At 71.6% G+C, this 25,506-nt stretch carries 19 protein-coding genes; 8 read left to right on the plus strand and 11 right to left on the minus strand.

The annotated features are described in order from the left end of the window. Window positions 1-61 precede the first annotated feature (61 nt). The 6 genes from F0P95_RS15215 to prpB form a co-directional block, all read right to left on the minus strand. Window positions 62-4,957, minus strand: coding sequence for an alpha-2-macroglobulin family protein (locus tag F0P95_RS15215; protein ID WP_425515939.1), 4,896 nt, complete (start codon window positions 4,955-4,957; stop codon window positions 62-64). Window positions 4,958-5,081: 124 nt separating this feature from the next. After that, complete coding sequence (gene prpF, locus F0P95_RS15220; protein ID WP_182334929.1) at window positions 5,082-6,269, minus strand: 2-methylaconitate cis-trans isomerase PrpF; 1,188 nt, start codon at window positions 6,267-6,269, stop codon at window positions 5,082-5,084. A gap of 51 nt (window positions 6,270-6,320) precedes the next feature. Then, complete coding sequence (acnD, locus tag F0P95_RS15225; RefSeq protein WP_182334930.1) at window positions 6,321-8,939, minus strand: Fe/S-dependent 2-methylisocitrate dehydratase AcnD; 2,619 nt, start codon at window positions 8,937-8,939, stop codon at window positions 6,321-6,323. Window positions 8,940-9,093: 154 nt separating this feature from the next. Further along, window positions 9,094-10,254: a bifunctional 2-methylcitrate synthase/citrate synthase gene (gene prpC / locus F0P95_RS15230; protein WP_054667045.1), complete on the minus strand. Its 1,161-nt coding sequence runs from the start codon at window positions 10,252-10,254 to the stop codon at window positions 9,094-9,096. 25 nt (window positions 10,255-10,279) lie between these two features. Continuing rightward, on the minus strand, window positions 10,280-10,879 hold the full coding sequence (locus F0P95_RS15235; protein ID WP_182334931.1) for a DUF1003 domain-containing protein: 600 nt from the start codon (window positions 10,877-10,879) through the stop codon (window positions 10,280-10,282). 31 nt (window positions 10,880-10,910) lie between these two features. Then, window positions 10,911-11,798 (minus strand): methylisocitrate lyase, encoded by an 888-nt coding sequence (gene prpB / locus F0P95_RS15240; RefSeq protein WP_182334932.1) that lies wholly within the window; start codon window positions 11,796-11,798, stop codon window positions 10,911-10,913. Window positions 11,799-11,911: 113 nt separating this feature from the next. On the opposite strand from prpB, the gene F0P95_RS15245 reads away from it, so the two are divergent. Further along, the gene (locus tag F0P95_RS15245; protein WP_182334933.1) at window positions 11,912-13,135 is read left to right on the plus strand and encodes a citrate synthase family protein; all 1,224 of its coding nucleotides are present in this window, start codon (window positions 11,912-11,914) and stop codon (window positions 13,133-13,135) included. Between the two features lie 230 nt (window positions 13,136-13,365). Further along, window positions 13,366-14,229, plus strand: a complete 864-nt coding sequence (gene bla, locus F0P95_RS15250) for a subclass B3 metallo-beta-lactamase (protein ID WP_182334934.1) — start codon at window positions 13,366-13,368, stop codon at window positions 14,227-14,229. A gap of 135 nt (window positions 14,230-14,364) precedes the next feature. Here bla and F0P95_RS15255 read toward each other — a convergent pair whose 3' ends face one another. Genes F0P95_RS15255 through pdxH form a run of 3 tightly spaced genes read right to left on the minus strand, consistent with a single transcriptional unit; the run spans window position 14,365 to window position 16,114 of the window. Continuing rightward, complete coding sequence (locus F0P95_RS15255) at window positions 14,365-15,156, minus strand: cobalamin-binding protein (RefSeq protein ID WP_054667052.1); 792 nt, start codon at window positions 15,154-15,156, stop codon at window positions 14,365-14,367. Continuing rightward, window positions 15,153-15,518 carry a YqfO family protein gene (locus tag F0P95_RS15260; protein WP_232528700.1) on the minus strand — a complete coding sequence of 122 codons (366 nt, stop codon included), beginning with the start codon at window positions 15,516-15,518 and terminating at the stop codon, window positions 15,153-15,155. Before F0P95_RS15260 ends, F0P95_RS15255 begins: the two co-directional genes overlap by 4 nt. Beyond that, window positions 15,515-16,114 carry a pyridoxamine 5'-phosphate oxidase gene (pdxH, locus tag F0P95_RS15265; protein ID WP_182334935.1) on the minus strand — a complete coding sequence of 200 codons (600 nt, stop codon included), beginning with the start codon at window positions 16,112-16,114 and terminating at the stop codon, window positions 15,515-15,517. The genes F0P95_RS15260 and pdxH overlap by 4 nt, the downstream gene beginning before the upstream one ends. 42 nt (window positions 16,115-16,156) lie before the next feature. Between pdxH and F0P95_RS15270 the strand changes: the two genes are divergently transcribed. After that, a complete protein-coding gene (locus tag F0P95_RS15270) occupies window positions 16,157-16,972 on the plus strand; it encodes a kinase (protein WP_182334936.1) in 816 nt (271 codons plus the stop codon). Between the two features lie 6 nt (window positions 16,973-16,978). Here F0P95_RS15270 and F0P95_RS15275 read toward each other — a convergent pair whose 3' ends face one another. Further along, window positions 16,979-17,182, minus strand: a complete 204-nt coding sequence (locus tag F0P95_RS15275) for a dodecin family protein (RefSeq protein WP_054667057.1) — start codon at window positions 17,180-17,182, stop codon at window positions 16,979-16,981. Between the two features lie 98 nt (window positions 17,183-17,280). On the opposite strand from F0P95_RS15275, the gene F0P95_RS15280 reads away from it, so the two are divergent. The 5 genes from F0P95_RS15280 to mdtD all read left to right on the plus strand — a co-directional run bounded on the left by F0P95_RS15280 (window position 17,281) and on the right by mdtD (window position 21,940). Then, a complete protein-coding gene (locus F0P95_RS15280) occupies window positions 17,281-17,823 on the plus strand; it encodes a shikimate kinase (RefSeq protein ID WP_182334937.1) in 543 nt (180 codons plus the stop codon). Then, entirely contained in the window at window positions 17,820-18,929 is a 1,110-nt protein-coding gene (gene aroB / locus F0P95_RS15285; RefSeq protein WP_182334938.1) for a 3-dehydroquinate synthase, read from the plus strand. The genes F0P95_RS15280 and aroB overlap by 4 nt, the downstream gene beginning before the upstream one ends. A gap of 71 nt (window positions 18,930-19,000) precedes the next feature. Further along, the gene (locus F0P95_RS15290; RefSeq protein WP_054667062.1) at window positions 19,001-19,252 is read left to right on the plus strand and encodes a WGR domain-containing protein; all 252 of its coding nucleotides are present in this window, start codon (window positions 19,001-19,003) and stop codon (window positions 19,250-19,252) included. A gap of 59 nt (window positions 19,253-19,311) precedes the next feature. Further along, the gene (gene hemE / locus F0P95_RS15295) at window positions 19,312-20,385 is read left to right on the plus strand and encodes a uroporphyrinogen decarboxylase (RefSeq protein ID WP_182334939.1); all 1,074 of its coding nucleotides are present in this window, start codon (window positions 19,312-19,314) and stop codon (window positions 20,383-20,385) included. A 133-nt stretch (window positions 20,386-20,518) separates the two neighbouring features. Continuing rightward, a complete protein-coding gene (gene mdtD / locus F0P95_RS15300; RefSeq protein ID WP_182334940.1) occupies window positions 20,519-21,940 on the plus strand; it encodes a multidrug transporter subunit MdtD in 1,422 nt (473 codons plus the stop codon). Here the strand turns inward: mdtD and F0P95_RS15305 are convergent, their stop codons facing one another. Next, window positions 21,941-25,498: a hybrid sensor histidine kinase/response regulator gene (locus F0P95_RS15305; protein WP_182334941.1), complete on the minus strand. Its 3,558-nt coding sequence runs from the start codon at window positions 25,496-25,498 to the stop codon at window positions 21,941-21,943. Window positions 25,499-25,506: the final 8 nt, after the last annotated feature.

The following is a 25,506-nucleotide window of genomic DNA, read 5'->3' on the forward strand; positions in this document are numbered from 1 at the left end:
CCATCCATCGTCCATTCGTTGCAGCGCGGGCGCGTGCGGTGGCACGCGCCCGCGGTAATTGTCACGGCTGCACGACGGTGATCGTGGTCGGGTTGGACCGGCCCACGCCGCGCAGCTCGGGACGGTACATGTCCTCGGCCAGCGGCGGCGGCACGGTGTAGGTGCCCGGGGTGACCGCGCGCACCAGGTAGAACACCCGCGCGGTGCTGCCGCGCGACAGGTTCAGCGCCGCCACGTAGCGGTCGTCGCGGAACTCCTCGTGGCGGGCATCGGCGGCGCCGGCGCGGTCGTTGATCTGGATGCCGTCCACCACCACGTCGGCCCACTGCCGGGCATCGCCGAGGTTGAAGTTCTCGATCTCCAGGCCGGCCGGCAGCAGGTCGGTCAGCAGCGCGTCGGGCATGGCGGTGTTGGCGGTGACGCTCAGGCGCACGATCAGCGCCTCGCCCTCCTTCAGCGGCCGCGGGGTCCACGGCTTGCCGTCGGTGGTGAACCAGGCGCGCTCGATGCCGATCACGCTGTTGTCCGGCGCCGGTGCCTGCCGCGGGATGCCGGCTACTTCCAGGCTGGCGAACATCGGCGCCTGGCCCTGCGGGGTGAAGCGCACGCCCTGCGCCAGCTGCGTGGCGTCGAACACCCGCGCGAACAGCTTGCGCGCGTCGATGGCTTCGCGCGCCTGGCCGACCGCCAGCTCGCCGGACACCTGCTTCTTCTGGTCGACCATCAGCGCCTTGCCGAGCCGCGCCAGCGCCACCTGCTCCTGGGTGCTCAGCCACAGCCAGCCGCCGTTGCGGCGCGCGTCCAGCTCGCGGCCCAGACTGACCGCGCGCGCGTCGTACTCGGGCTTGGCCAGGCCGCGCTCGTGCAGCAGCGCGATCATCAGCGCGTCGTCGCGCAGCGGGCTGCCATAGTCGCCGAAATACGCCGGGCGGTCCTTGCCGGCCATGCCGAAGCCGGCGGCGATGGCGGCCTGGCCGCGCTTGCCGTCGCCCTGCAGCGACAGCGCCGCGCCCAGGTGCACCAGCGACAAGCCGGTGGCGGCCTTGCCGCGCTCGTTGTCGTACAGCGCGCGCAGCGTGCCCAGCGGGGCGCGGTTGACCCGCGCCAGCACGTAGCCCGAATACGCCTGGTTGGCGAACTTCAGCGCATCGCGGCGCTCCTGCCCGTAGAACTGGTTGCCGCCGCTGAGCAGGTCCTCGCTGATCCGGTTCAACGCCTTCTGCAGCACGTTGTCCGGCACCGCGAAGCCGGCGTCCTTGGCATCGAGCAGGAACTCGGCGATGTACGGGGTCAGCGCCGGGTTGACGTAGTCGTCGTTGCCCCACATCGAGAAGTTGCCGTTGGCCACCTGCATCGAGGCCAGCCGCCCGAACGCGCCTTCCATGCGCTCGCGGCGGGCCTTGGCGTCCAGCCCGTCGGCGCCGAGCATGGCCGAGGTGGCCTGGTCCAGCAGCAGTGCCGCATAGCCCTTGCTGGTGGTCTGTTCGGCGCAGCCGTAGGGGTAGTTCAGCGCCCCCTGCAGGGCCGAGGCGAACGGGATCGGCGGCAGCGGGCTGACCAGCATGCGCGCGTTGACCGAACCGGCCATCAGCCCGCCGGCGAAGGCGCTGTCCAGGGTGACCGGCGCCAGCGGGTCGAGCGTGCGGGTCTGCGAGCGCAGCACCTGCGGCCAGGCCGCGCGCACCGGCAGGTCGTAGCGGCGGTCGACCTTGAAGCCGTTGCCGTCCACCCGCACCCGCACCTTGGCCACGGTGTAGCCCTCCTGCGCGGTGAGCGGGAAGCTCAGGGTCTGCTTGGCATCGGCGGCCAGCTGCAGCCGGCGCGCGGCCTCGCCGATCGCCAGCGGGCCCTCGCCATCCACGCGCACCGTGAACTCGCCGGGCTTGCCGGTGAAGTTCTGCACGTCCAGCGTCACCGTGCTGCGGTCGCCGGGGGCCATGACCCGCGGCATGCTGGCCTCGGCCAGGATCGGCGCGCGCACCACCGTTTCAACGTCGCGGTTGCCGTAGCGCGTATCCGAATACACCAGCGCCGACACCCGCAGCGTGCCGTTGAAATCCGGCACCGGCAGGGTGATGCGCGCATTGCCGCGGGCATCGAGCGCGACCGGGCCGGAGAACAGGTCCACGGTCTGCACCCGGGCGGTCGGGCGCCGCGCCTGCGGCAGCGCTTGCAGCGCCATGTCGCCGCCGAACTTGAGCTTGCCGCTGTTGCCCTCGAAGCTCTCGATCACGCGCCCGTAGATGTCGTAGGCGTCCACGCCCAGCCGGCGCTGCGCGAAGAAATGCGCGTTGGCATCGGGCACCGCGAAGCGGGTGATGTTGAGGATGCCCACGTCCACCGCCGAGACGGTGACGTGCGCCGGCTTGCCGGCCAGCTCCGGCGCGCTGACGGTGACCGTCATCGGCTGTTCGGGGCGCATCTGCTTCGGCGCCACCAGGCCGACCGCGATGCGGCGGTCGCGGCGGTCCATCGGCACGTGCGCCACGCCCACGGCGCGCGCCGGGGTGATCTTGCTGGACGCGCTGCCGCCGCGGAACACCAGGGCGGTGACGTACACGTCGTGCCGCTCCCAGTCCTCGGTGACCGGGATCTCGAAGGTGCTGCCCGGCTTGGCCTGGATGTCCTGCACGTAGAGCATGCGGTCGCTTTCGACCATCAGCACGCCACGCCCGGCATGCGGCGGGGTCAGGGTCACCTTCAGCGTGTCGCCGGCCTTGTAACCGGTCTTGTCCAGGGCCAGCTTGACCTTGTCCGGGCGCGCGTCGAGCCCGCGGTTGTCGTCGTTCCAGCTCCAGCCGGCGCGGAACGGGTAGCGCATGGTCAGCCCGGTGGCCGGGTCGAACACGTCCACCCGGTACTCGCCCCACTCCACCGGGAAATCGAACCGGGCGGCGGTGGCGCCGACGTCGAGGGTGCGGGTTTCCTTGTTCTCGAAGCGGCGGGTGAAATCGTAGTCCCAGCGGTTGTCGGTGAAGGTCCAGTGGTAGTCGCGCAGTTCGCGCACCAGGGTGACCTTGAGCCCCTTGGCCGGCTGCGGCTTGCCGTCGGCATCCACGCGCTGCAGCTCGAAACGCGCGTTGGCGTTGGCATCGGCGCCATCGGTGTCGCTGAACAGCGGGCGCACCGCGACCAGCGCCGGTGCCGGCCACAGCACGCGCTTGAGGGTGCGGGTGACGGTACGGCCACCGGTCTCGTAGACGCTGCCCGAGACCAGCGCCGCCACCGGCGTGCCCTTGCCGACCTCTTCCGGCAGGGCGATGTCCTGGCGCAGCCTGCCGTCCCTGGGCAGGGAGGTGTCGATCACGTCGTTGGCTTCGCGCGGCAAGCTCACGGTCGGGTCGCCGAAGAACCAGCCCGGCATCGATTCCAGCGGGTGCTGCTCCACCGCCACCGCCAGCTTGGCGGTGAAGCGGTTGCCATCGGCCGGCGCGCCGTACAGGTACGCGGCATCGGCCTGCAGCTTCAGCGGTTCGCCCGGCTTGAGCGTCTTCTGCGCGCTGTCCAGGTCCAGCTTCATGCGCTCGGGCAGGAATTCCTCGATGCGCAGGGTCAGGCCCTGCACCGCTTCCTTGCTGGCCGGGTCGGTACGGAACTCGACCTGCCAGCGGCCGGTCGGGGCCTCGGCCGGGATCGCCTGTTCGAAGCTGAAATAGCCCTGCGCGCCCGGCTGCAGGCGGGTTTCGCGGAACACCTTGCCGTCGGGCTGCTTGAGCCGCAGGAACACCGGCTGCGCGCCCTTGTCCGGGCCGGCGACCGGCTTGCCGTCGTTGTCGCGCAGCAGCGCCGATACGCGCACCGTCTCGCCGGGGCGGTACAGGTCGCGGCCGGACCAGGCGAACACGTCGAACCACGCGTTCTGGCGCCCGGCCACGGCGAACTCGCTCAGGTCCAGCGCCGGCTGGTTGAACGGCAGCAGGGTGGTGTCGGCACCGCTGGTGGCCACCAGCACGTGCGATGCGTCCAGGGTGTAGTTCAGCAGCGCGTTGCCGTTGGCATCGGTCTGGCCCTTGAGGATGGTCTCGCCCTTACCGTCGAGCACCCGCAGCTCGACCTTCTTCAGCGGCGCCCCCGAGGCCAGCGAGGCGGTGTGCACGAACAACTGCTCCTTGTAGGCGCGGGTGTGCAGGCCGATGTCGCTGACGGTGAAGAACGCGGTGTCGTACTCGCCCTCGAACCGGCCGGCGCGCTTCATCACCGCGAAGTACAGGCCCGGCTGCTGCAGCTCGCGGATCTCCTGGATCGGCAGGTAGGTCAGCACCCGTTCGTTGGGCTTGCCGCCGAGCACGAAGCGGTTCAGGTAGACCGGCTCGGCCAGCTGCGAGATCGGCGTGTGCTCGCCGTATTCGCTGTCCAGTTCCCAGCTGCCGCGACGGCCGCCGCGCTGGTACTGGCTGAAGAAGGTGGGCAGGTTCTTCTCGCCCACGCGCAGGAACTCGACGTCCACTTCCGGCACGTTGACCGACACCACCGGCAGGCCGCGGCTCTCGCGCGCCGGCAGCACGCTGCCCTGCGAGGCGAAGCCGGCGGCCGGCTTCAGTTCACCGGTGAACACCTGCTGGCGCACTTCGCGGCCCAGGCGGCTGCCGTCGGCGGCGAGCAGGTCGGCCGACACGACCAGGGTGTAGTCCCGGGCCGCCTCGACGTAGGGATAGCGCAGGGTCCTGCCGTCATCGGACAGCGACCAGCTGCTGTCCTCGGTGCCGACCTTCTCCTCGAAGCGCAGCAGCTTGTCGAAGTCCTGGGTGCCGACCAGCGGCTGCGAGAACTCCACCGCCAGCGACAGCCCGTCGCCACCCTTCTGGTCGGGCCACACGCGCACCAGCGCGAAGCCCTTGACCTCGTCGCGCTTGGCCTGGATCGCCTCGCCGCTGGCGCCGGGCAGCTGCCCGGTCTCGTTGCGCTTGCAGCCGGCCAGCACCACCAGCGCCACCAGCGCGGCGGCGCCCCAGCGCATGTGCTTCCACTTCCTGTTGCCCATGGCGTTCTCCTGCAGACGCGGCGAGTATAGCCGCCGCCCGGGAACACCTCGTGTGCGCGACGGCACGCCCGCTGCGGCGTACCGGCTGCGCCCGGCCCCTTCAGAGCGTGTCGCCGGGCACCCGCACCGCACCGTCCATCAGTACCCGCGCCGAGCGCGACATCACCGCCTTGGTCACGACCCACTGGCCATCGACGCTGGCTACCGCCGCGCCCACCCGCAGGGTGCCGGAGGGGTGGCCGAAGCGCACCGCCTCGCGCAGGCCGCCACCGGCGGCGCTGTTGACCAGCGTGCCCGGCACCGCCGCGGCGGTGGCGATGGCGACCGAGGCGGTGCCCATCATCGCGTGGTGCAGCTTGCCCATCGACATGGCGCGCACGTTGAGGTCGATGTCGGCGGCGGCGACGTGCTTGCCGCTGGAGGCGACATAGTCCCTGGCTGGCGCCACGAACGCGACCTTGGGCGTGTGCTGGCGGGTGGCCGCGTCCTCCGGCGCCCGGATCAGGCCCATGCGCAGCGCGCCGGCCACGCGGATGGCCTCGAGCCTGGCGAGCGCGGCCTTGTCCTCGTTGATCGCCGGCTGCAGCTCGGTGCCGTCGTAGCCGATGGCCGCGGCATCGACGAACACGGTGGGAATGCCGGCGGTGATCATCGTCGCCTTGAGCGTACCGACACCCGGCACCTGCAGGTCGTCCACCAGATTGCCGGTGGGGAACATGGAGCCGCCGTCGCCTTCGTCGTCGGACGGATCGATGAACTCCAGCACGATCTCCGCCGCCGGGAAGGTCACCCCGTCCAGTTCGAAATCGCCGGTTTCCTGCACCTGCCCGTCGCGCACCGGCACGTGCACGATGATGGTCTTGCCGATGTTGGCCTGCCACACCCGCACCGCCACGGTGCCGTCGCGCGGGATGCGCGCGGCCGGGACGAAACCGTTGGCGATGGCGAACGGCCCCACCGCGGTGCTGAGGTTGCCGCAGTTGCCCGACCAGTCGACGAACGCGCTGTCGATGGAAACCTGGCCGTACAGGTAGTCGACGTCGTGGTCCGGCACCGAGGCCGGGGCGATGATCACGCACTTGCTGGTGCTCGACGTCGCCCCGCCCATGCCGTCGGTCTGCTTGCCGTACGGATCGGGCGAGCCGATCACCCGCAGCAGCAGCGCGTCGCGCGCCGGGCCGGGCACCTGCGCCGCTTCCGGCAGGTCCTGCAGGCGGAAGAACACGCCCTTGCTGGTGCCGCCGCGCATGTAGGTGGCGGGAATGCGGAGTTGCGGGAGAAATGCCATGGAACGGTTCCTTGCAATGAAAGACGGCCCGTTGCCGGGCCGTCGGGGGTATCAGGCCACCCGGGCGCCTTCCAGGAAATCCTGGGCGAAGCGCTGCAGCACGCCGCCGGCCTCGTAGATGGCCACTTCCTCGTCGCTGTCCAGGCGGCAGGTCACCGGCACCTCGACGGTGCTGCCGTCGCGGCGGTGGATCAGCAGGGTCAGGTCGGCGCGCGGGGTGCGCTGCCCGACCACGTCGAAGGTCTCGGTGCCGTCGATGCCCAGGGTGTTGCGGTCGGTGCCCGGCTTGAACTCCAGCGGCAGCACGCCCATGCCGATCAGGTTGGTACGGTGGATGCGCTCGAAGCCCTCGGCGACGATCGCTTCCACGCCCGCCAGGCGCACGCCCTTGGCCGCCCAGTCGCGCGAGCTGCCCTGGCCGTAGTCGGCGCCGGCGATGATGATCAGCGGCTGCTTGCGCGCCATGTAGGTCTCGATCGCTTCCCACATGCGCATGACCTTGCCGTCCGGCTCCACCCGCGCCAGCGAGCCCTGCTTCACGCTGCCGTCGTCGTTGCGCACCATTTCGTTGAACAGCTTCGGGTTGGCGAAGGTGGCGCGCTGCGCGGTGAGGTGGTCGCCGCGGTGGGTGGCGTAGGAATTGAAGTCCTCTTCCGGCAGGCCCATCTTCGCCAGGTACTCGCCGGCGGCGCTGGAACGCAGGATCGCGTTGGACGGCGACAGGTGGTCGGTGGTGATGTTGTCCGGCAGCACCGCCAGCGGACGCATGCCGCGCAGCGTGCGCTCGCCGGCCAGCGCGCCCTCCCAGTACGGCGGGCGGCGGATGTAGGTGCTGCGCGGCCGCCAGTCATACAGCGGGCTGACCGGCGCGCCATGCTCGACGCGCACGTTGAACATCGGGTTGTAGACGCGACGGAACTGTTCCGGCTTGACCGCGGCCTTGACCACCGCGTCGATCTCGGCGTCCGACGGCCAGATGTCCTTCAGCCGCACGGCGTTGCCGTCGGCGTCCACGCCCAGCACGTCCTTCTCGATGTCGAAGCGCACGGTACCGGCGATGGCGTAGGCGATCACCAGCGGCGGCGAGGCCAGGAACGCCTGCTTGGCGTACGGGTGGATGCGGCCGTCGAAATTGCGGTTGCCCGACAGCACGGCGGTGGCGTACAGGTCGCGGTCGATGATCTCCTGCTGGATCTTCGGGTCCAGCGCGCCGCTCATGCCGTTGCAGGTGGTGCAGGCGAAGGCGACGATGCCGAAGCCCAGCTTTTCCAGCTCCGGCAGCAGGCCGGCCTCCTCCAGGTACAGCTGCACCGCCTTGGAACCGGGCGCCAGCGACGACTTCACCCACGGCTTGCGCACCAGCCCGCGCGCGTTGGCGTTGCGCGCCAGCAGGCCGGCGGCGATCACGTTGCGCGGGTTGGAGGTGTTGGTGCAGCTGGTGATGGCGGCGATGATCACCGCGCCGTCGGGCATCAGCCCCTGGGCTTCCTCGCCCTTGCCGCTTTCCAGCTTGGCCTCGTCGGCGATGCCGCGCTCGGCCAGGTCGGACACCGGCAGGCGCCGGTGCGGGTTGCTCGGGCCGGCCATGTTGCGCACGACCGTGGACAGGTCGAACTCGAGCACGCGCTCGTACTGCGCGGTGGCCAGCGCGTCGGCCCACAGCCCGGTGGTGCGGGCGTAGTTCTCCACCAGCGCCACCTGGGCTTCCTCGCGGCCGGTGAGGCGCAGGTAGTCCAGGGTCTGCTGGTCGATGTAGAACATCGCCGCGGTCGCGCCGTATTCCGGGCACATGTTGGAGATGGTGGCGCGGTCGCCGATGGTCAGCGCCGCGGCGCCTTCGCCGAAGAATTCGAGGTAGGCCCCGACCACGCGCTCTTTGCGCAGGAACTCGGTCAGCGCCAGCACCACGTCGGTGGCGGTGATGCCCGGCTGCGGCCTGCCGCCGAGCCTGACGCCGACGATGTCCGGCAGGCGCATCCACGAGGCGCGGCCGAGCATCACGTTCTCGGCCTCCAGGCCGCCGACGCCGATGGCGATCACGCCCAGCGCATCGACGTGCGGGGTGTGGCTGTCGGTGCCGACGCAGGTGTCCGGGAACGCCACCCCGTCCTGCACGTAGACCACCGGCGACATCTTCTCCAGGTTGATCTGGTGCATGATGCCGTTGCCCGGCGGGATCACGTCCACGTTCTCGAAGGCCTGCTTGGTCCAGTCGATGAAGTGGAAGCGGTCTTCGTTGCGGCGGTCCTCGATGGCGCGGTTCTTGGCGAACGCGTCCGGGTCGAAGCCGCCGCACTCCACCGCCAGCGAGTGGTCGACGATCAGCTGCACCGGCACCACCGGGTTGACCTTGGCCGGGTCGCCGCCCTTCTCGGCGATGGCGTCGCGCAGGCCGGCCAGGTCCACCAGCGCGGTCTGGCCGAGGATGTCGTGGCACACCACGCGCGCCGGGAACCACGGGAAATCCAGGTCGCGGCGGCGCTCGACCAGCTGCCTAAGCGAATCGGCCAGGGTGGCCGGATCGCAGCGGCGCACCAGGTTCTCGGCCAGCACGCGCGAGGTGTACGGCAAGGTGGCGTAGGCGCCGGGGGCGATGGCATCGACCGCCTCGCGGGCGTCGAAGTAGTCCAGCGCGGTGCCGGGAAGTTGCTTGCGGTGATCGGTGTTCATGGCTGGCCTGTGGGTCGGGTGGCTTGCGTGGGGGGCGGCAGCGACACGCCCGTGCTTCGCGGTGATCGCCGGGGTGCCGGCGGGGAGCGGACAGGGCCCGCTCCCGGGGAATGGCGACGCCCCCTCCCCGCAGGGGGGAGAGGGCGCGGGCGCGTCAGCCGCGCTGGTCCAGCGGCACGAAGGCCTGGTCTTCCGGACCGGTGTAGTTGGCGCTGGGGCGGATGATCTTGCCGTCGATGCGCTGTTCGATGATGTGCGCGCTCCAGCCGGCGGTGCGGGCGATCACGAACAGCGGGGTGAACATCGCGGTCGGCACGCCCATCATGTGGTAGCTGACGGCGCTGAACCAGTCCAGGTTCGGGAACATCTTCTTGATGTCCCACATCACCGTTTCCAGGCGCTCGGCGATGTCGTACATCTTCAGGTTCTGCTGTTCGGCCGACAGCTCGCGCGCCACGTCCTTGATCACCTTGTTGCGCGGATCGGACACGGTGTAGACCGGGTGGCCGAAGCCGATCACCACTTCCTTGCGCTCCACCCGCGCCTTGATGTCGGCCTCGGCCTCGTCCGGCGTCTCGTAGCGCTTCTGCACCTCGAACGCGACCTCGTTGGCGCCGCCGTGCTTGGGCCCGCGCAGCGCGCCGATGCCGCCGGTGATGGCGCTGTACATGTCGCTGCCGGTGCCGGCGATGACGCGGCAGGCGAAGGTGGAGGCGTTGAACTCATGCTCGGCGTACAGGATCAGCGAGGTGTGCATCGCCTTGACCCAGGACGCGCGCGGCTGCTCGCCGTGCAGCAGGTGCAGGAAGTGGCCGCCGATGGAGTCGTCGTCGGTCTCCACGTCGATGGCGCGGCCGTTGTGGCTCCAGTGGTACCAGTACAGCAGCATCGAGCCGAGGCAGGCCATCAGCTTGTCGGCGATGTCGCGCGCACCCGGGTGGTTGTGGTCGTCCTTCTCCGGCGACACGCAGCCGAGCACCGACACGCCGGTGCGCATCACGTCCATCGGGTGCGCCGACGGCGGCAGTTCCTCGAGCGCGGCCTTGACCGCGGCGGGGATGCCGCGCAGCGCCTTCAGCTTGGCCTTGTAGGCGCGCAGCTCGGCCTTGTTCGGCAGCTTGCCGTGCACCAGCAGGTGGGCGATCTCCTCGAACTCGCTGGTGTTGGCCAGGTCCAGGATGTCGTAGCCGCGGTAGTGCAGGTCGTTGCCGCTGCGGCCGACGGTGCACAGCGCGGTGTTGCCGGCGGCGGTGCCGGACAGGGCGACGGACTTCTTGGGCTTGAAGCCGGGCGTGGCGGTGGTCTGTTCTGACATGGTCTTCTGCCTTTCGAGGGAAGGTTTACGGTTGTTTCTGCGGGTCGCCAGCGGGGGCCGCGGTGGCGCATTCCAGCAGTCGCTGCAGCATTTCGATCTGGCGGTTCTGCTGTTCGACCAGCAGCGCCCATTCGTGGGAGCGGAGTACGTCCAGCTTCTCGTGGATCTGCAGCACTTCCAGCTCCGCTTTCACGTTGACCTGGTAGTCGTTCTCGGCACGCATGCGGTCCACCGCCGCCTGCCGGTTCTGGCTCATCATGATGATCGGCGCCTGCACCGCGGCCAGGCACGACAGCACCAGGTTGAGCAGGATGTAGGGGTACGGGTCGAACGCCCTGGCCAACAGGAAGGTGTTGACCACCATCCACACCACCAGCACCACGCCGAAGCACATGATGAAGGTCCAGCTGCCGCCGACCTCGGCGACGCGGTCGGCGACCCGCTCGCCCAGCGTGCGCGACTCGTGCAGCTCGCGGCGCACGTTGCGCGAGACCCGCCCGCCGGAGATGAAGCGTTCGACCACCACCCGTTCCTCGGGCGTCAGCTGCTCCAGGTCGCGTTGCAGCAGGCGCCGCGCGGCTTCGCGGCGGTCGACACGGGTGCGGTGGGAGGACGGGGTCGCCATGGCAGGTATCAGGTGGCCGCAGGAACGGCCATCATGCGCCCTTCTGCGCGAATACCTTGTCCAGCTGCGCTTCGAAGGCGTGGTAGCCGATGCGGTCGTACAGCTCGTCGCGGGTCTGCATGGCATCGACCACGTTGCGCTGGTGGCCGTCGCGGCGGATCGCCTCGTACACGTTCTCGGCGGCCTTGTTGGCGGCACGGAACGCCGACAGCGGGAACAGCTGGATGGCGACGCCGGCCGAGGCCAGCTCGTCGCGGCTGAACAGCGGGGTCTTGCCGAACTCGGTGATGTTGGCCAGCACCGGCACCTTCACCGCGTCGACGAAACGGCGGTAGGTGTCCAGGTCGTAGGCGGCCTCGGCGAAGATGCCGTCGGCACCGGCCTCGACGCAGGCGATGGCGCGCTCGATGGCCGCCTCCACGCCTTCCATCTGGATGGCGTCGGTGCGGGCGATCAGGAAGAAGCCCGGGTCGGTCTTGGCATCGGCCGCGGCCTTGACCCGGTCGACCATCTCGCCCTGCGACACGATTTCCTTGCCCGGGCGGTGGCCGCAGCGCTTGGCGCCGACCTGGTCCTCGATGTGGCAGGCGGCGGCACCGGCCTTGATCAGCGACTTCACCGTGCGCGCGATGTTGAACGCGCTCGGGCCGAAGCCGGTGTCGATGTCCACCAGCAGCGGCAGGTCGCACACGTCGGTGATGCGGCGCACGTCGATCAACACGTCTTCCAGGGTGTTGATGCCCAGGTCCGGCAGCCCCAGCGAGCCGGCCGCGACGCCGCCGCCGGACAGGTAGATGGCCTTGTAGCCGGCGCGCTTGGCGAGCAGCGCGTGGTTGGCGTTGATCGCACCGATCACCTGCAGGGGCTTTTCGGCGGCCAGGGCGGCGCGGAACGCGGCGCCGGCGGAGGAAACGGACATGGCGGGACTCCTGGTATGGCGGCGGCGAAAGCGCCGTTCCGCGATGGCGCACAATCTGGCACCATCCAAACCATTGATCAATCTTGATTCAAACAATCAACATATCGAACGCCATGACCGAGCCCGCCGCCCCCGAACTGATCCCCGCCAGCGATGCCTGCGCCCTGCTCGGGATCAGCCCGGCCACGCTGTACGCCTATGTCAGCCGCGGCCAGCTCAGCTCGCGGCCCGGGCCGGACCCGCGCAGCCGCGTCTACCTGCGCGCCGAGGTGGAACGGCTGGCGCAGCGCAAGCGCGCCGGCCGCGGCGCGGAACGCGGCGCGGCGCAGAGCCTGGACCGTGGCCTGCCGGTGCTGGAAACGCGGATCTCGCTGATCCGCCCGGACGGCCCGTACTACCGCGGCCGTTCGGCGGTGGCGGCGGCGCGCGCCGGCGCCACCCTGGAGGACATCGCGCGGCTGCTGTGGGAATGCGAGGAACAGGACCCGTTCGCCGCGGCGCCGCCGCCGGCCTGGCCGCCGCGGGTGGCGGCGCTGGCGCTGGATACCGGCCTGCCGCCGCTGGAGCGCACCATGGCCTGCATTCCGCTGCTGGCGCTGGAGCAGCGGCAGTCGCTCAACGCCGCCGCGCCGGTGCGGCGCGAGGTGGCGGCGATGCTGCTGCGGCAGAACGCCGCGCTGCTGGTCGGCGTCCAGCCCGATGCGCGGCCGGTGCACCGCCTGCTGGCCGATGCGTGGCGGCCCGGCGATGCCGGCTTCGCCGAACTGGTGCGCTCGGCACTGGTGCTGTGCGCCGACCACGAGCTGAACGTCTCGGCATTCGCCGCGCGCGTGGTCGCCTCCACCGGCGCGCACCTGCACGCCACCGTCAGCGCCGGCCTGGCCGCGCTGTCCGGGCCGCGCCACGGCGGCGCCACCGCGCGCGCGCATGCGCTGCTGCTCGATGCCGAGGCCAGCGGCGCGCCGGCCGCGTTCATCGCCGAACGCTGGCGCCGCGGCGACGAACTGCCCGGCTTCAACCACCTGCTCTATCCCGACGGCGACCCGCGCGGCACCGAGGTGCTGCGCCAGCTGCGCGAACTGTGCGGCGAACAGCCGCGCATGCGCCACGTCGAAGCGGTACTGGCCGCCACCGCCGAGCACAGCGGCCAGCACCCGAACATCGACGGCCTGCTGGCGGCGATCTGCTACGTGCACGGCCTGCCCGGCGCGCACGCGCTGGTGATGTTCGCCGCCGCGCGCCTGACCGGCTGGCTGGCGCACGCGCTGGAGCAGCAGGCGCTGGGCACCCTGATCCGACCGCGCGCACGCTACACCGGGCTGGCGCCTGGGCGCTGACCCCGGCGCCCAGGCATGCATCGGGCTCATGCCTGCCGCAGCTTATTCGCGTTGGTCGCCGCGGCGCGGGCTGCCTATGCTGCGGCACCTGTTGCCCCATGCCGATGCCAGCCATGCGCCCAGCCCTGCGGCGGCCCTGCCGCCTTGCCACACCCGTCCTCGGCCTCGTCCTGCTGGCGGCCTGCCACGCCCCGCAGGACGCCACGCCGGCCACTGCAGTCGCCACGCCCGTGCCTGCCGCACGTGCGCCCTCCGCAACCCGCGGCACCGACGTGCCGGCCTGCGCGGCCAGCGACAGCGCCATGGACGGCTGGAACGAGCGCGCGCCGCCGCGCCGCATCTTCGGCAACACCTGGTACGTGGGCACCTGCGGCCTGACCGCCCTGCTGGTCACCTCCGATCAGGGCCACATCCTCATCGATGGCGCCACCGCACCGGCCGGACCGTTGATCGACGCCAACATCCGCGCCCTGGGCTTCGACCCCGGCGACGTGAAGTACCTGCTCAACTCGCATGAACACCATGACCATGCGGCGGGCCTGGCCTACCTGCAGGGCGTGACCGGGGCGCCATTGCTGGCGCGCGCGCCGGCCGTCCACACCCTGCATACCGGGGTGAGCGGGCGCAGCGATCCGCAGCAGCTGGAGTTCAAGACCGGCTTTCCGGCGGTACCGGTGGTGCGCGCGCTCGACGATGGCCAGCCGGTGCGGGTCGGCGCCCTGGTCCTCACCCCGCACGCGACCCCCGGGCACACCCCCGGCGGCACCAGCTGGACCTGGCGCGCCTGCGAGGGCACGCGCTGCCTGGACATGGCCTATACCGACAGCGTCAGCGCGCTCTCCGACCGGGAGTACCGCTACGGCGATCATCCGGCGATGGTCGCCGCCTTCCGCCGCGGCCTGGACACCCTCGCCGCCCTGCCCTGCGACATCCAGATCACCCCGCACCCGCTGGCCAGCAACCTGTTCGCGCGCATGCAGGGCAGCGATGGTGCGCCGCTGGTCGATTCCGGCGCCTGCCGCCGCTACGCCGACGCGGGCCGCGCCAACCTGGAAACACGGCTCGCGGCCGAGCGCGCCGGCAGCCTGCCCTGAGCCCGGCCTGCGCGCCGCGCATCCGGCGGCGGCGCGCTCACGCGCGGTGGGCGCACGCCAGTAGCTGCCACGACGCCGGGCACCCCTGCCGGCCCACGCCCGACAACGGCATGGGATCGCTGCCCGGCGGACGCGCTACCGCTGCGCCCAGCGCTGGATGATGGCGGCGATGGCCTGCACGCCATCGGTCAGTGCCGCCGGCCCCGGCTGCAGGATCAGCGGCGACTTGATCTCATGCAGCTCGCCGTCGCGCACCGCGCGGATCGCCGCCCAGCCCGGGCGTGCGGCCACGCGTTCGGGGCGGAACTTCTTGCCGCACCACGAACCGATGATGATTTCCGGGTCGCGCGCGATCACCGGCGCGCCATCGGCGAGGATCCGCGCCCTGGCCAGCGGCTCGCGCGACAGCTCGGGGAAGACGTCGATGCCACCGGCGATCTCCACCAGCTCCGCACCCCACTGGATGCCGGTGATGATCGGCTCGTCCCACTCCTCCACGTACACCCGTGGCCGCCGCGGCAGCCGCGCCGCCTGTGCGGCGATTGCGTCCAGCCCGCGCTGCAGTTCGCCGGCATAGGCGTCGGCGCGCGCGGCCACGCCGACCAGCGCGCCGAGCCGGCGGATGTAGTCGAGGATGCCGGCCACGCTGCGGTGGTTGGCGATCCACACCTCCACCCCGCGGCGGATCAGCTCGGCGGCGATGTCGGCCTGGATATCGGAGAATCCGATCGCCAGGTCCGGCCGCAGCGCGAGGATCTCCTCCACCTTGGCGCTGGTGAAGGCGCTGACCTTGGGTTTGTCGCGGCGCGCCTGCGGCGGGCGCACGGTGAAGCCGCTGATGCCGACGATGCGGTCCTGTTCGCCCAGTGCGTACAGGGTCTCGGTCGGCTCCTCGGTCAGGCAGACGATGCGGCGCGGTCCGCTCATGGCGTGGCGAACTCCAGCGCCTCGACGAACACCGCCGGGCTGTTCCACGGGTGATGCGCGGCGATGCCCTGGTCGAGCACGCGCTGCAGCCGCGCGCGGTCGCCCGCCACCCCGCGCGGAAGGCAGAACTCCAGCCGCACGCTCGGTTCGCTCACCAGCTCGCCGACCTCGCCCACCACGCTGGCGGTGCGGGGCAGCGCGCGGAACTGCTCACGCCCCGGCGCCGACTCCCACATGCCGTGGGCATAACCGCCGGCGGCCAGGTCGTCGACCGCGAGGATGCCGCGCTTGAGCGCCTGCAGGTGCGCCGGCGGCACGAACACGGTGACGCGGTAGACCGGGTGCAGGCGCAGGCCGCTCACGGATACAGCAGCCGCTTGCTCCAGGCACCGGCGGCATCGGCCTCGTAGCACCAGCGCTCGTGCAGGCGGAAGCTCACGCCGTACCAGAACTCGATGCGCTGCGGGACCACGCGGATGCCGCTCCAGCCATCCGGGCGCGGCACGTCGCGCCCCTCGAAGCGCGCCTCGAAGTTGCGCAGGCGCTCCTCGAACTCCTCGCGCGAACCCAGCGTCTGCGACTGCATCGAGGCCCACGCGCCGATCTGGCTCATGCGCGGGCGCGAGGCGAAATAGGCGTCGGCCTCGGCCGCGGACACCAGCTGCGCATCGCCGTCGATCCGCACCTGGATGCCGGCCGCGCGCAGGCTGCGCCACAGGAACAGCAGCGCCGCCTGGCGGTTGGCGTGCAGTTCGCGGCCCTTGCGGCTGTCCAGGTGGGTGTAGAACACGAAGCCGCGTTCGTCGAAGGCCTTGAGCAGCACGGTGCGCGCCGATGGCCGGCCATCGACGTCGGCCGTGGCCACGGTCATCGCGCCGGGCTCGATTTCATTGCTGGCCTTGGCCTCCTCGAACAACTCGGCGAAGGTCGAAAGCGCTTCTGCGTACAGATCGGTCATGGCTCCACTTCGTACGGCACGGGTTTGGGCTATTGTGGCGCCATGTCGTCCGTTCCGCACCGCTTCTCCGCACACCGCTTCCCGCAGGCCCTGGCCGCACAGGCGCTGGACGAGGCGCTGGCCAGCGGCGGCGACACCCCGGTACTGGCGATCAGCGGCCTGCAGGGCAGCGGCAAATCCACGCTGGCGGCACAGGTGGTGGAGCTGGCGCAGGCGCGCGGGCTGCGCGCCGCGGCGCTGTCGATCGACGATGTCTACCTGACCCGCGCCGAGCGCCAGCGCCTGGCCGGGCGCGTGCATCCGCTGCTGGCCACGCGCGGCCCGCCGGGCACGCACGACCTGCCGCTGGCGCTGGCAACGCTGGATGCGGCCCGCGCCGGCCGGCCATTCGCGCTGCCACGCTTCGACAAGCTCGCCGACGAGCGCGTGGCGCAGGCGCAGTGGCAGCCGGTCCAGCGCCTGGACCTGCTGGTGTTCGAAGGCTGGTTCCTGGGCACCCCACCGGAAACCGACGACGCCCTGCGCGCGCCGCTGAACGCGCTGGAGCGCGATGCCGATGCGGACGGCACCTGGCGGCGCTGGTGCAACCAGGCGCTGGCCGATGGCTACCCCGCGCTGTGGCAGCGCTGCGACCGGCTGTGGTTCCTGCAGCCCCCGGGCTTCTCGGTGGTGCCCAACTGGCGCTGGCAGCAGGAGCAGGCGCTGCAGCAGGCCGCGCCCGGGCGCACCGGCATGAACCGCGCGCAGGTCGAGCGGTTCGTGCAGTTCTACGAACGCGTCAGCCGGCAGGCGCTGCGCTGCCTGCCGGGCATCGCCGACCGCAGCATCGCGCTGGATGCGCAACGCCGCGTGCTGTAGCGCGGGCTACTGCACCAGGAACGTCACCCGCAGGTTGACCCGCCATTCGGTGATGTTGCCGTCGCCATCGGTGACCACCTTGGTCTCGTTGATCCATGCGCCCTGGATGCCCTTGACCGTCTCGGCCACCTTCTTCAGGCCACTGCGCACCGCGTCCTCGACGCTGGCGCTCGACGACGCGCTGACTTCGATGATTTTCGCCACTGCCATGTCCGCCTCCGTTGGTTGCACCACGAACCACTCGTGGTGCCCGCGAGCTTGGCTGCTACCGTGTTAACGCACCGACACGGTGCTAGCATCGACCGGCAATGAATCCCGCCCCCAACGTCATCCTGGTCGGCCCCATGGGCGCCGGCAAAACCTGCATCGGCCGCCGCCTGGCCGAGCGTTTCGGGCTGGAGTTCGTCGATGCCGACCAGGCCATCGTCGACGAGGTGGGTTCATCGATCCCGGCCATCTTCGAGAACGTCGGCGAGGCCGGTTTCCGCGCACACGAAAAGCGCGTGCTGGCCCGGCTGCTGGAGCGTGGCGGGCAGCTGGTCTCGACCGGCGGCGGCGCGGTGCTCGATGCCGACAACCGCCAGCGGATCCGCCAGCGTGGCTTCGTGGTGTGGCTGCGGGTGGGCGTGGCCTCGCAGCTGCAGCGCCTGCAGCGCGACAAGACCCGCCCGCTGCTGCAGCGCGAGGACCGCGAACAGGTGCTCGAAGCCATGGCCACGCTGCGCGATCCGCTGTACCGCGAGGTCGCCGACCTGGTCGTCGACACCGATCCCTATTCCCCCGCCGAGGCCACCGCACACCTGGTCGTGCGCCTGGCCGCGCAGTGGCAGAACCCGGAACTCCGCGCATGAGCCATGCCCCCCGCACCGTCGCCGTCGGCGGCGACTGCCCGTACCTGATCCACATCGGCCCCGGCCTGCTCGGCGTGGGCGAGCTGCTGGCCGGCGCCATCCGCGGCCGCCACGTGCTGCTGGTCAGCGACGACACCGTGGCGCCGCTGTACCTGGCGCGGGTGCGCGCCGCGCTGCTGCAGGCACGCCCGGACCTGGCGATCGGCCAGTACCTGATTCCCGCCGGCGAAGCATCCAAGACCCTGCACCACTTCGGCGGCGCGATCGACGCGCTGGCCACGCTCGGCGCCACCCGCGACGCCTGCGTGCTGGCGCTGGGCGGCGGCGTTGTCGGCGACCTGGCTGGCTTCGCCGCGGCCTGCTGGATGCGCGGCGTGGACTGCGTGCAGCTGCCCACCACCCTGCTGTCGATGGTGGACTCCTCGGTCGGCGGCAAGACCGCGGTGGACATCGCCCAGGGCAAGAACCTGGTCGGCGCGTTCCATCCGCCGCGCGCGGTGATCGCCGACACCGCCGCGCTGCGCACCCTGCCCGCGCGCGAACTGCGCGCCGGGCTGGCCGAGGTCATCAAGTACGGCTGCATCCGCGATCCGCTGTTCTTCCAGTGGCTGCAGGCCGAACGCGACGCGCTGCTGGCCGGCGACGATGCGGCGCTGGCGCAGGCCATCGCCCGCAGCTGCGAGCACAAGGCCGAAATCGTCGCGCGCGACCCGCTGGAAAAGGGTGAGCGCGCCCTGCTCAACCTCGGCCACACCTTCGGCCACGCCATCGAGACCGCGCAGGGCTACGGCGCGCCGGGCAACGACAACCTCAACCACGGCGAAGCGGTGGCGGTGGGCATGGTGCTGGCGGCGCGGCTGTCGGCCGCGCTGGGCATGGCCGGCGCCGATGCCGCCGACGGGCTGCGCGACCTGCTGCGGGCCTACGGCCTGCCGGTGGCGATCCCGGCCGGGCTCGACCCCGGGGCCCTGCTCGCGCACATGCGCCTGGACAAGAAGAACATCGCCGGGCGCCTGCGCCTGGTGCTGTGGCGCGGCGTCGGCCGGGCCGAAGTGGTGCCGGACGTGGACGAGGCGGCGGTGCTGGCGGTGCTGCGCGCCGGCTGACGCCGCGCCGGCGGCCGGCGCCGGCGTGGCAATGCCACCCGGCCCCGACGCGGCCGGCTACAATCAGCACCATGCGCGTCTACCTGCAGCAGCCGCCCAGCGGCAACGAATCCCCCCGCTACGTGCAGCTTTCGCTGTTGCCGGACCTGCTCGGCGGCTGGGAGCTGCTGCGCGAGACCGGGCAGACCGGCGGCCGCGCGCAGCTGCGCCGCGAGCTGTTCCTGCAGCAGGACGAAGCCCGCCACGCCTTCGAGAAGGCACGCGACGCGCAGATCAAGCGCGGTTTCCAGGTGGTGTTCGCCAGCGGCGAGCCGCACCCCTGACCGGCCCCGGCGCCGTGCGCGCCGCCCCGGCCCAACGGCCACGTTCCAAGGAGTTTTCCGTGACCAGCCCCCTTCGCAACGACCGCTTCCTGCGCGCCCTGCGCCGCGAGCCGGTGGACTGCACGCCCGTCTGGCTGATGCGCCAGGCCGGCCGCTACCTGCCGGAGTACCGCGCCACCCGCGCCCGCGCCGGCAGCTTCCTGGGGATGGCCAAGAACCCGGAGGTCGCCTGCGAGGTGACGCTGCAGCCGCTGCAGCGGTTCGACCTGGACGCGGCCATCCTGTTCTCCGACATCCTCACCGTGCCCGACGCGATGGGCCTGGGCCTGTACTTCGCCGAGGGCGAGGGCCCGAAGTTCCACCACCCGGTGCGCGACACCGCGGCCATCGCCCGGCTGGCGGTGCCGGACATGGAGACCGAGCTGGGCTACGTGATGGACGCGGTGCGGCTGATCCGTCGCGAGCTGGACGGCAAGGTGCCGCTGATCGGCTTCTCCGGCAGTCCGTGGACGCTGGCCTGCTACATGGTCGAGGGCGGCGGCAGCAAGGACTACGCGCGGATCAAGGCGATGGCGCTGAACGAACCGGCGGCGCTGCACCAGCTGCTGCGGGTGGTGACCGACGCGGTCGTCGCCTACCTGGCGGCGCAGCGCGCGGCCGGCGCGCAGGCGCTGCAGGTCTTCGACACCTGGGGCGGCGTGCTGTCGCCGGCGATGTACCGCGAATTCTCGCTGCCCTACCTGGCGCGCATCGCCCATGAGCTGGAGCGCGGCCAGGGCGCGCAGCGCACGCCGCTGATCCTGTTCGGCAAGGGTACCGGCCAGTACGTGGCCGAGCTGGCCGCCACCGGCGCCGAAGGCGTGGGCGTGGACTGGACCATCTCGCTGGAGGACGCCGCGCGCGCCACCGCCGGCAAGGTGGCGCTGCAGGGCAACCTGGACCCGACCACGCTGTATGGCGCGCCGGAGGCCATCGCCCGCGAGGCCGGCAAGGTGCTGGACAGCTATGCCGCCGGCAACGGCGGCTCGCGCGAGGGCCACGTGTTCAACCTGGGCCACGGCATGTCGCCGGACATGAACCCCGAGCATGTGGCGGTGCTGGTGGACGCCGTGCACCGGCTCAGCCGCCGCTGAGCGCTCCGGCCCGGGTGCGGCCCGGGCCGTCCCGATCCACACCCGGCGCCGCGCCCCGGTACCGGCGCGTGCGCGGTACCTGCACGCGCGGACCCGGACAATGGCGGCCCCGCCCCGGCCATGAGCGCGCCTGATGCCCACGCCCCCGTCCAGCCCCCTGCCCGCCGCTGATCCGCACAAGCCACTGCTGTGGCTGGTGTCGCTGGCGATCTTCATGCAGATGCTGGATTCGACCATCGTCAACACCGCGTTGCCGGCGATGGCGCGCAGCCTGGGCGAAAGCCCGCTGCAGATGCAGTCGGTGGTGTTCAGCTATGCGCTGGCGGTGGCCAGCTTCATCCCGGCCTCGGGCTGGATCGCCGACCGGGTCGGCACCCGGCGCACGTTCCTGGCGGCGATCGTGCTGTTCACCCTGGGCTCGCTGGCCTGCGCGCTGTCGCCGACGCTGCATTGGCTGGTGGCCGCGCGCGTGCTGCAGGGCATCGGCGGCGCGATGCTGCTGCCGGTGGGGCGGCTGGCGGTGATGCGCTCGGTGCCGCGCGAGCAGTTCCTGTCGGCGATGAGCTTCATCGCGATCCCGGCGCTGGTCGGTCCGCTGCTGGGCCCGACGCTGGGCGGCTGGCTGGTGCAGGCCGCATCGTGGCACTGGATCTTCCTGATCAACCTGCCGATCGGGCTGGCCGGGCTGTTGGCCGCGCTGCGGATCATGCCCGACCACTACGGCCAGGAACGGCATCATTTCGATCTGGCCGGCTACCTGATGCTGGCCTTCGGCATGGTCGCGCTGTCGCTGGCGCTGGATGGCGCCTCCGGCTTCGGCTCGGCGCATGCGCTGGTGCTGCTGCTGGCGGTGGTCGGCATCGCCGCACTGGCCGGCTACTGGCTGCACGCGGCCGGGCGCAGCGATGCGCTGTTCCCGCTGACCCTGTTCCGGATCGCCAGCTTCCGCATCGGCATCCTCGGCAACCTGTTCTCGCGCATCGGCAGCGGCGCCATGCCCCTGCTGATCCCGCTGCTGCTGCAGGTGGGCCTGGGCATGAACCCGATGGCGGCGGGCATGATGATGATCCCGGTGGCGCTGGCCGGCATGGCCGCCAAGCGCATGGCGGTGACCCTGGTGGAGCGTTTCGGCTACCGCCGCATCCTGATGATCAACACCGTGTGCGTGGGCCTGGCGATGGCCAGCTTCATGTTCGTCAGCGAACGACAGCCGCTGCCGCTGCAACTGCTGCAACTGGCATTGTTCGGCGCCTTCAATTCGATGCAGTTCACGGTGATGAACACGGTCACCCTGCGCGACCTCGATGCCGTGCAGGCCAGCAGCGGCAACAGCCTGCTGTCGATGGTGATGATGCTGGCCACCGGCTTCGGCGCAGCCGCCGCCGGCAGCCTGCTGTCCGCCTTCGGCACCCATCTCGGTGGCCACGGCGCCAGCGCCGCGCTGCACGCCACCTTCGTCTGCGTCGGCGCGATCACGCTCAGCTCGACCCTGGTGTTCTGGCAGTTGCCGGAAAACCGACCGCACCCGCGCGCGGTCGAGGAAGTGGTGGAGTAGTCAGTCCGCGGCCGGCGCCGCCGGTGCGTCCTTCGGGCGCCACGCCGCGGCGATGGCCGCCACCAGCATCTCGCCGGTCACCGGCTTGCGCAGGAACCCGTCGAAGCCGGCCGCGCGCGCCTGCTGTTCGGCGGCGCCGTCGGCACGCGCGGTCACCGCCACCAGCGGGAAGTGATGGCCCTGGCCGCGCAGCTGCGCCGCCAGCGCCATGCCATCGAGCGCCGGCAGGTCCAGGTCGAGCAGGCCGATGTCGAACGACCACGCCGCCACTTCGCCCAGCGCCGCCAGCCCGTGCAGCGCATGCACCACCTGGTGGCCGCGCGCGCGCAGCAGGCCGGCGATGACATCGGCCACGGTCGGGTCGTCCTCGACCAGCAGGATGCACAGGCTGCCTTCCGGGCCCTGCCCCGGCGCACGCGCCGGTCCGGGTCCTTCGCCGGCAAGCGGCGTCCACGGCAGCGGCAGCTCGACGATGAAGCGCGCGCCCGCGCCCAGCCGGCTGTCGATGCGGATGCTGCCGCCCATGGCCGCCGCCAGTTCCTGGCAGATCGCCAGTCCCAGCCCGCTGCCGCCGTAGCGCGAGGCGGTCTGCGGCCCTTCGGCCTGTTCGAAGCGGCGGAACAGCCGCGCCTGCTGCTCGGCGGTGATGCCCGGGCCGGTATCGCTGACCTGCAGGCGGATGCCCGCGCCTGCCAGCAGCAGTTCCACCCCCAGCCCGACCTGGCCATGCCCGGTGAACTTGGCGGCATTGCCGAGCAGGTTCATCAGGATCTGGCGCAGGCGCATGGCGTCCCCGGTCACCCGCACCGGCATCGGCAGGCGCGGCTCCTGCACGAACAGCAGCCCGCGCTTGCGCACCACCGGCGCGATCAGCGCGGCGACCTCGTCCAGCAGCGGCGCCAGCTCGAACGGCTGGCTGTCCAGCTCCAGGCGGCCGGCCTCGATGCGCGCCAGGTCGAGCGAATCGTTGACCAGCTGCAGCAGGTGGATGCCCGCCTGCTGGATCGAACCGGCGTAGCGGCGCTGGGTATCGTCCAGCCGGGTATCGAGCAGCAGTTCGGTCATGCCCAGCACGCCGGTCATCGGCGTGCGCACCTCGTGCCCGAACGTGGCCAGGAAGCGGGTCTTGGCCGAGGAGGCCTGTTCGGCCAGTTCGCGCCGCTGCTCGGCCAGCTGCCATTCACTGCGCCGCTGCAGGCGCGCGCGGTAGGCCAGCACCGCGATGCCCAGCGCCAGGGCCGCGGCCAGCGCGTAGGCGGCCATCGCCCAGCCGCTGCGCCACCAGGGCGGCGCGACCTCGATCCGCACGTCGGGGGTGGCGATCCAGCCGCCGCCGGGCACCGCGCCCTGGATCTGCAGGGTGTAGCTGCCCGGCGCCAGGCGCGGGAACACGCGCTCGCCGCTGGCGCCGGCATTGACCCAGTCCGGGTCGTAGCCACTCAGCCGGAACCGGTACTGGTTGTTGGTGGAGTCGGCGAACGCCAGCAACCGCGCCACCACATGCAGGTCGCGGTCGCCGTCCTTGATCCGCAGCACCGGCTGCCCGGAGAGGTCGTGCATGCGGTCGCCGCGGTGCACGCTGATCCGCTCGAGCACCAACGGCGGCCGCCGCGCCGGCGGCCCGACCTGGGCCGGGTCGAACAGCACCACGCCTTCGGGGGTGCCGCCGGCCATCTGGCCGCTGCGCGCCTGCACCAGGCCGCGGCGCCGGAACTCCTGCCCCGGCAGGCCGTCGTGCACGCCATACAGGCGCACCGAACGCCGCTGCGGATCGACCCGGATCAGGCCGCGCGCGCTGCTCGCCCAGGCAATGCCGCGGTCGTCGATGACCAGCCCGCCGGCCGCCAGCATGGGGAAGCCCTGGTCGGCGCCGATGCCGTCCTCCCAGTGCAGTTGCCCGCCGTCCCAGCGGTAGCGCTCCAGGCGCCCGAGCAGGGCCACCCATACAGTGCCGCTGGCGCCGACGTTGAAGGCGTGCGCCGGTACCTGCGGTCCACCGGGCACCGGCGCGAAGGCGCCGGCCTGCGGCTGCCAGGCCGACAGCCCGGTGGCGCCGGACAGCCACAAGCGGTTGCCGGGGCCGCATTGCATGTCCTGCAGCGCGCCCTGCGGCAGGCCATGCTGGCCCGGCGCCAGGTGCAGGATGACGCGGCCCTGCGCATCGCGCTGCTGGATGCCGCCGTCCTCCGAATAGATCCATACCTGGCCATCGCAGATCCGCACGATGTCGCCATCGCCGACCATCGCCGCGTCCACCGCATCGTCATGCCGCCAGCGGCGCACCGCGCCGTCGCGCGGGTCGTAGCGCACCAGCGTGTCCAGGCTGCCGATCCAGACCCGGCCCTGCGGGTCCTCGGCCACCGACTGCGGCCAGTGGATGCCGTCGACCGGTTGCAGGTGGTGTTCGACCGCGCCGCTGGCCGGATCGAGCCGGTCCAGCGCGCCGCGGGTACCCACCACCCAGATGCCGCCGGAAGCGGAGGCGGCCATCGCCAGCGCATACGGATTGCGCAGCGAGGACGGATCGTCCAGGTGCCGCGCCAGCACCGAGAACTGCCGCCAGTTCGGCGACAGGTGCCACAGGCCGGCATTGGTGCTGGCGAACCACAGGCCCCCGTCGCGGTCCTCGTAGGCGGTGCTCCAGTTGGGCTTGACCATCCCGCGTTCCTGCGCGCTGTACAGCGGCACGTTGTTGACCTCCGCGCCGTTGCGGCTGCGGCCCAGGCCCTGCAGCGTGTCCAGCCAGTAATTGCCGTCGCTCGCGTACTGCAGCACGTTGAGCACGTGGCCGTACTCCGAACCGGGCCACTGCATGCGCTCGAAACGCCCGTCGCGATGGCGCACCACCACCCCGCCGTTGGTCGCGATCCACAGCCGCTGGGCGCCGTCGACCTTCAGGCCGTTGATCCGTGGCGACGGCAGCACCGCCTCGCCCTCGCGCTCGAAGCCGCTGCCGGTCCAGCGCGCCAGCCCGCCCTTGCTGCCCACCCACAGCACGCCGTCCGGGGTGACCGCCAGGTAGGCGATGGACGCCGACGGCAGGCTGTCGGGCTGCCCGGGGACCGGCATGAAGCGCTGGATCGTGCCGTCCACGGCCACCCGGTAGAGGCCGGCGGTCGGGGTGCCGAACCAGACGCTGCCATCGGGCGTGGAGGCGATGCTCCACACGGTATTGCTGGCGATCTGCGGGTACGTCTCGCGGTCGAAGAAGCGGAAGCTGCGGCGATCGGCCGACAGCATCCCCAGGCCGGCGTTCTGGGTACCGAACCAGAGCCGGTTGCCGGCGTCCACGTGCAGGCTCCAGATCAGGTTGTCGCGCAGGCCGTCCTCGGCGCGCCAGATGCGGAAGTTGCGCCCGTCGAAGCGCGCCAGTCCGTCGTGGCTGGCCAGCCACATGTAGCCGCGCCGGTCCTCGGCGAACGCATTGATGTTGGCCGACGGCAGCCCATCGGCCACGCCCAGCCGACGCGGCTGCGGGGTGATCGGCACCTCGGCCGCGGCCTGCGCCGCCCCCAGCACCAGCAACAGGCACAGCAACCCGCGCCACCACGCCCTCATCGCCCGGT

The organism is Stenotrophomonas acidaminiphila (assembly GCF_014109845.1).
GTDB lineage: Bacteria > Pseudomonadota > Gammaproteobacteria > Xanthomonadales > Xanthomonadaceae > Stenotrophomonas > Stenotrophomonas acidaminiphila.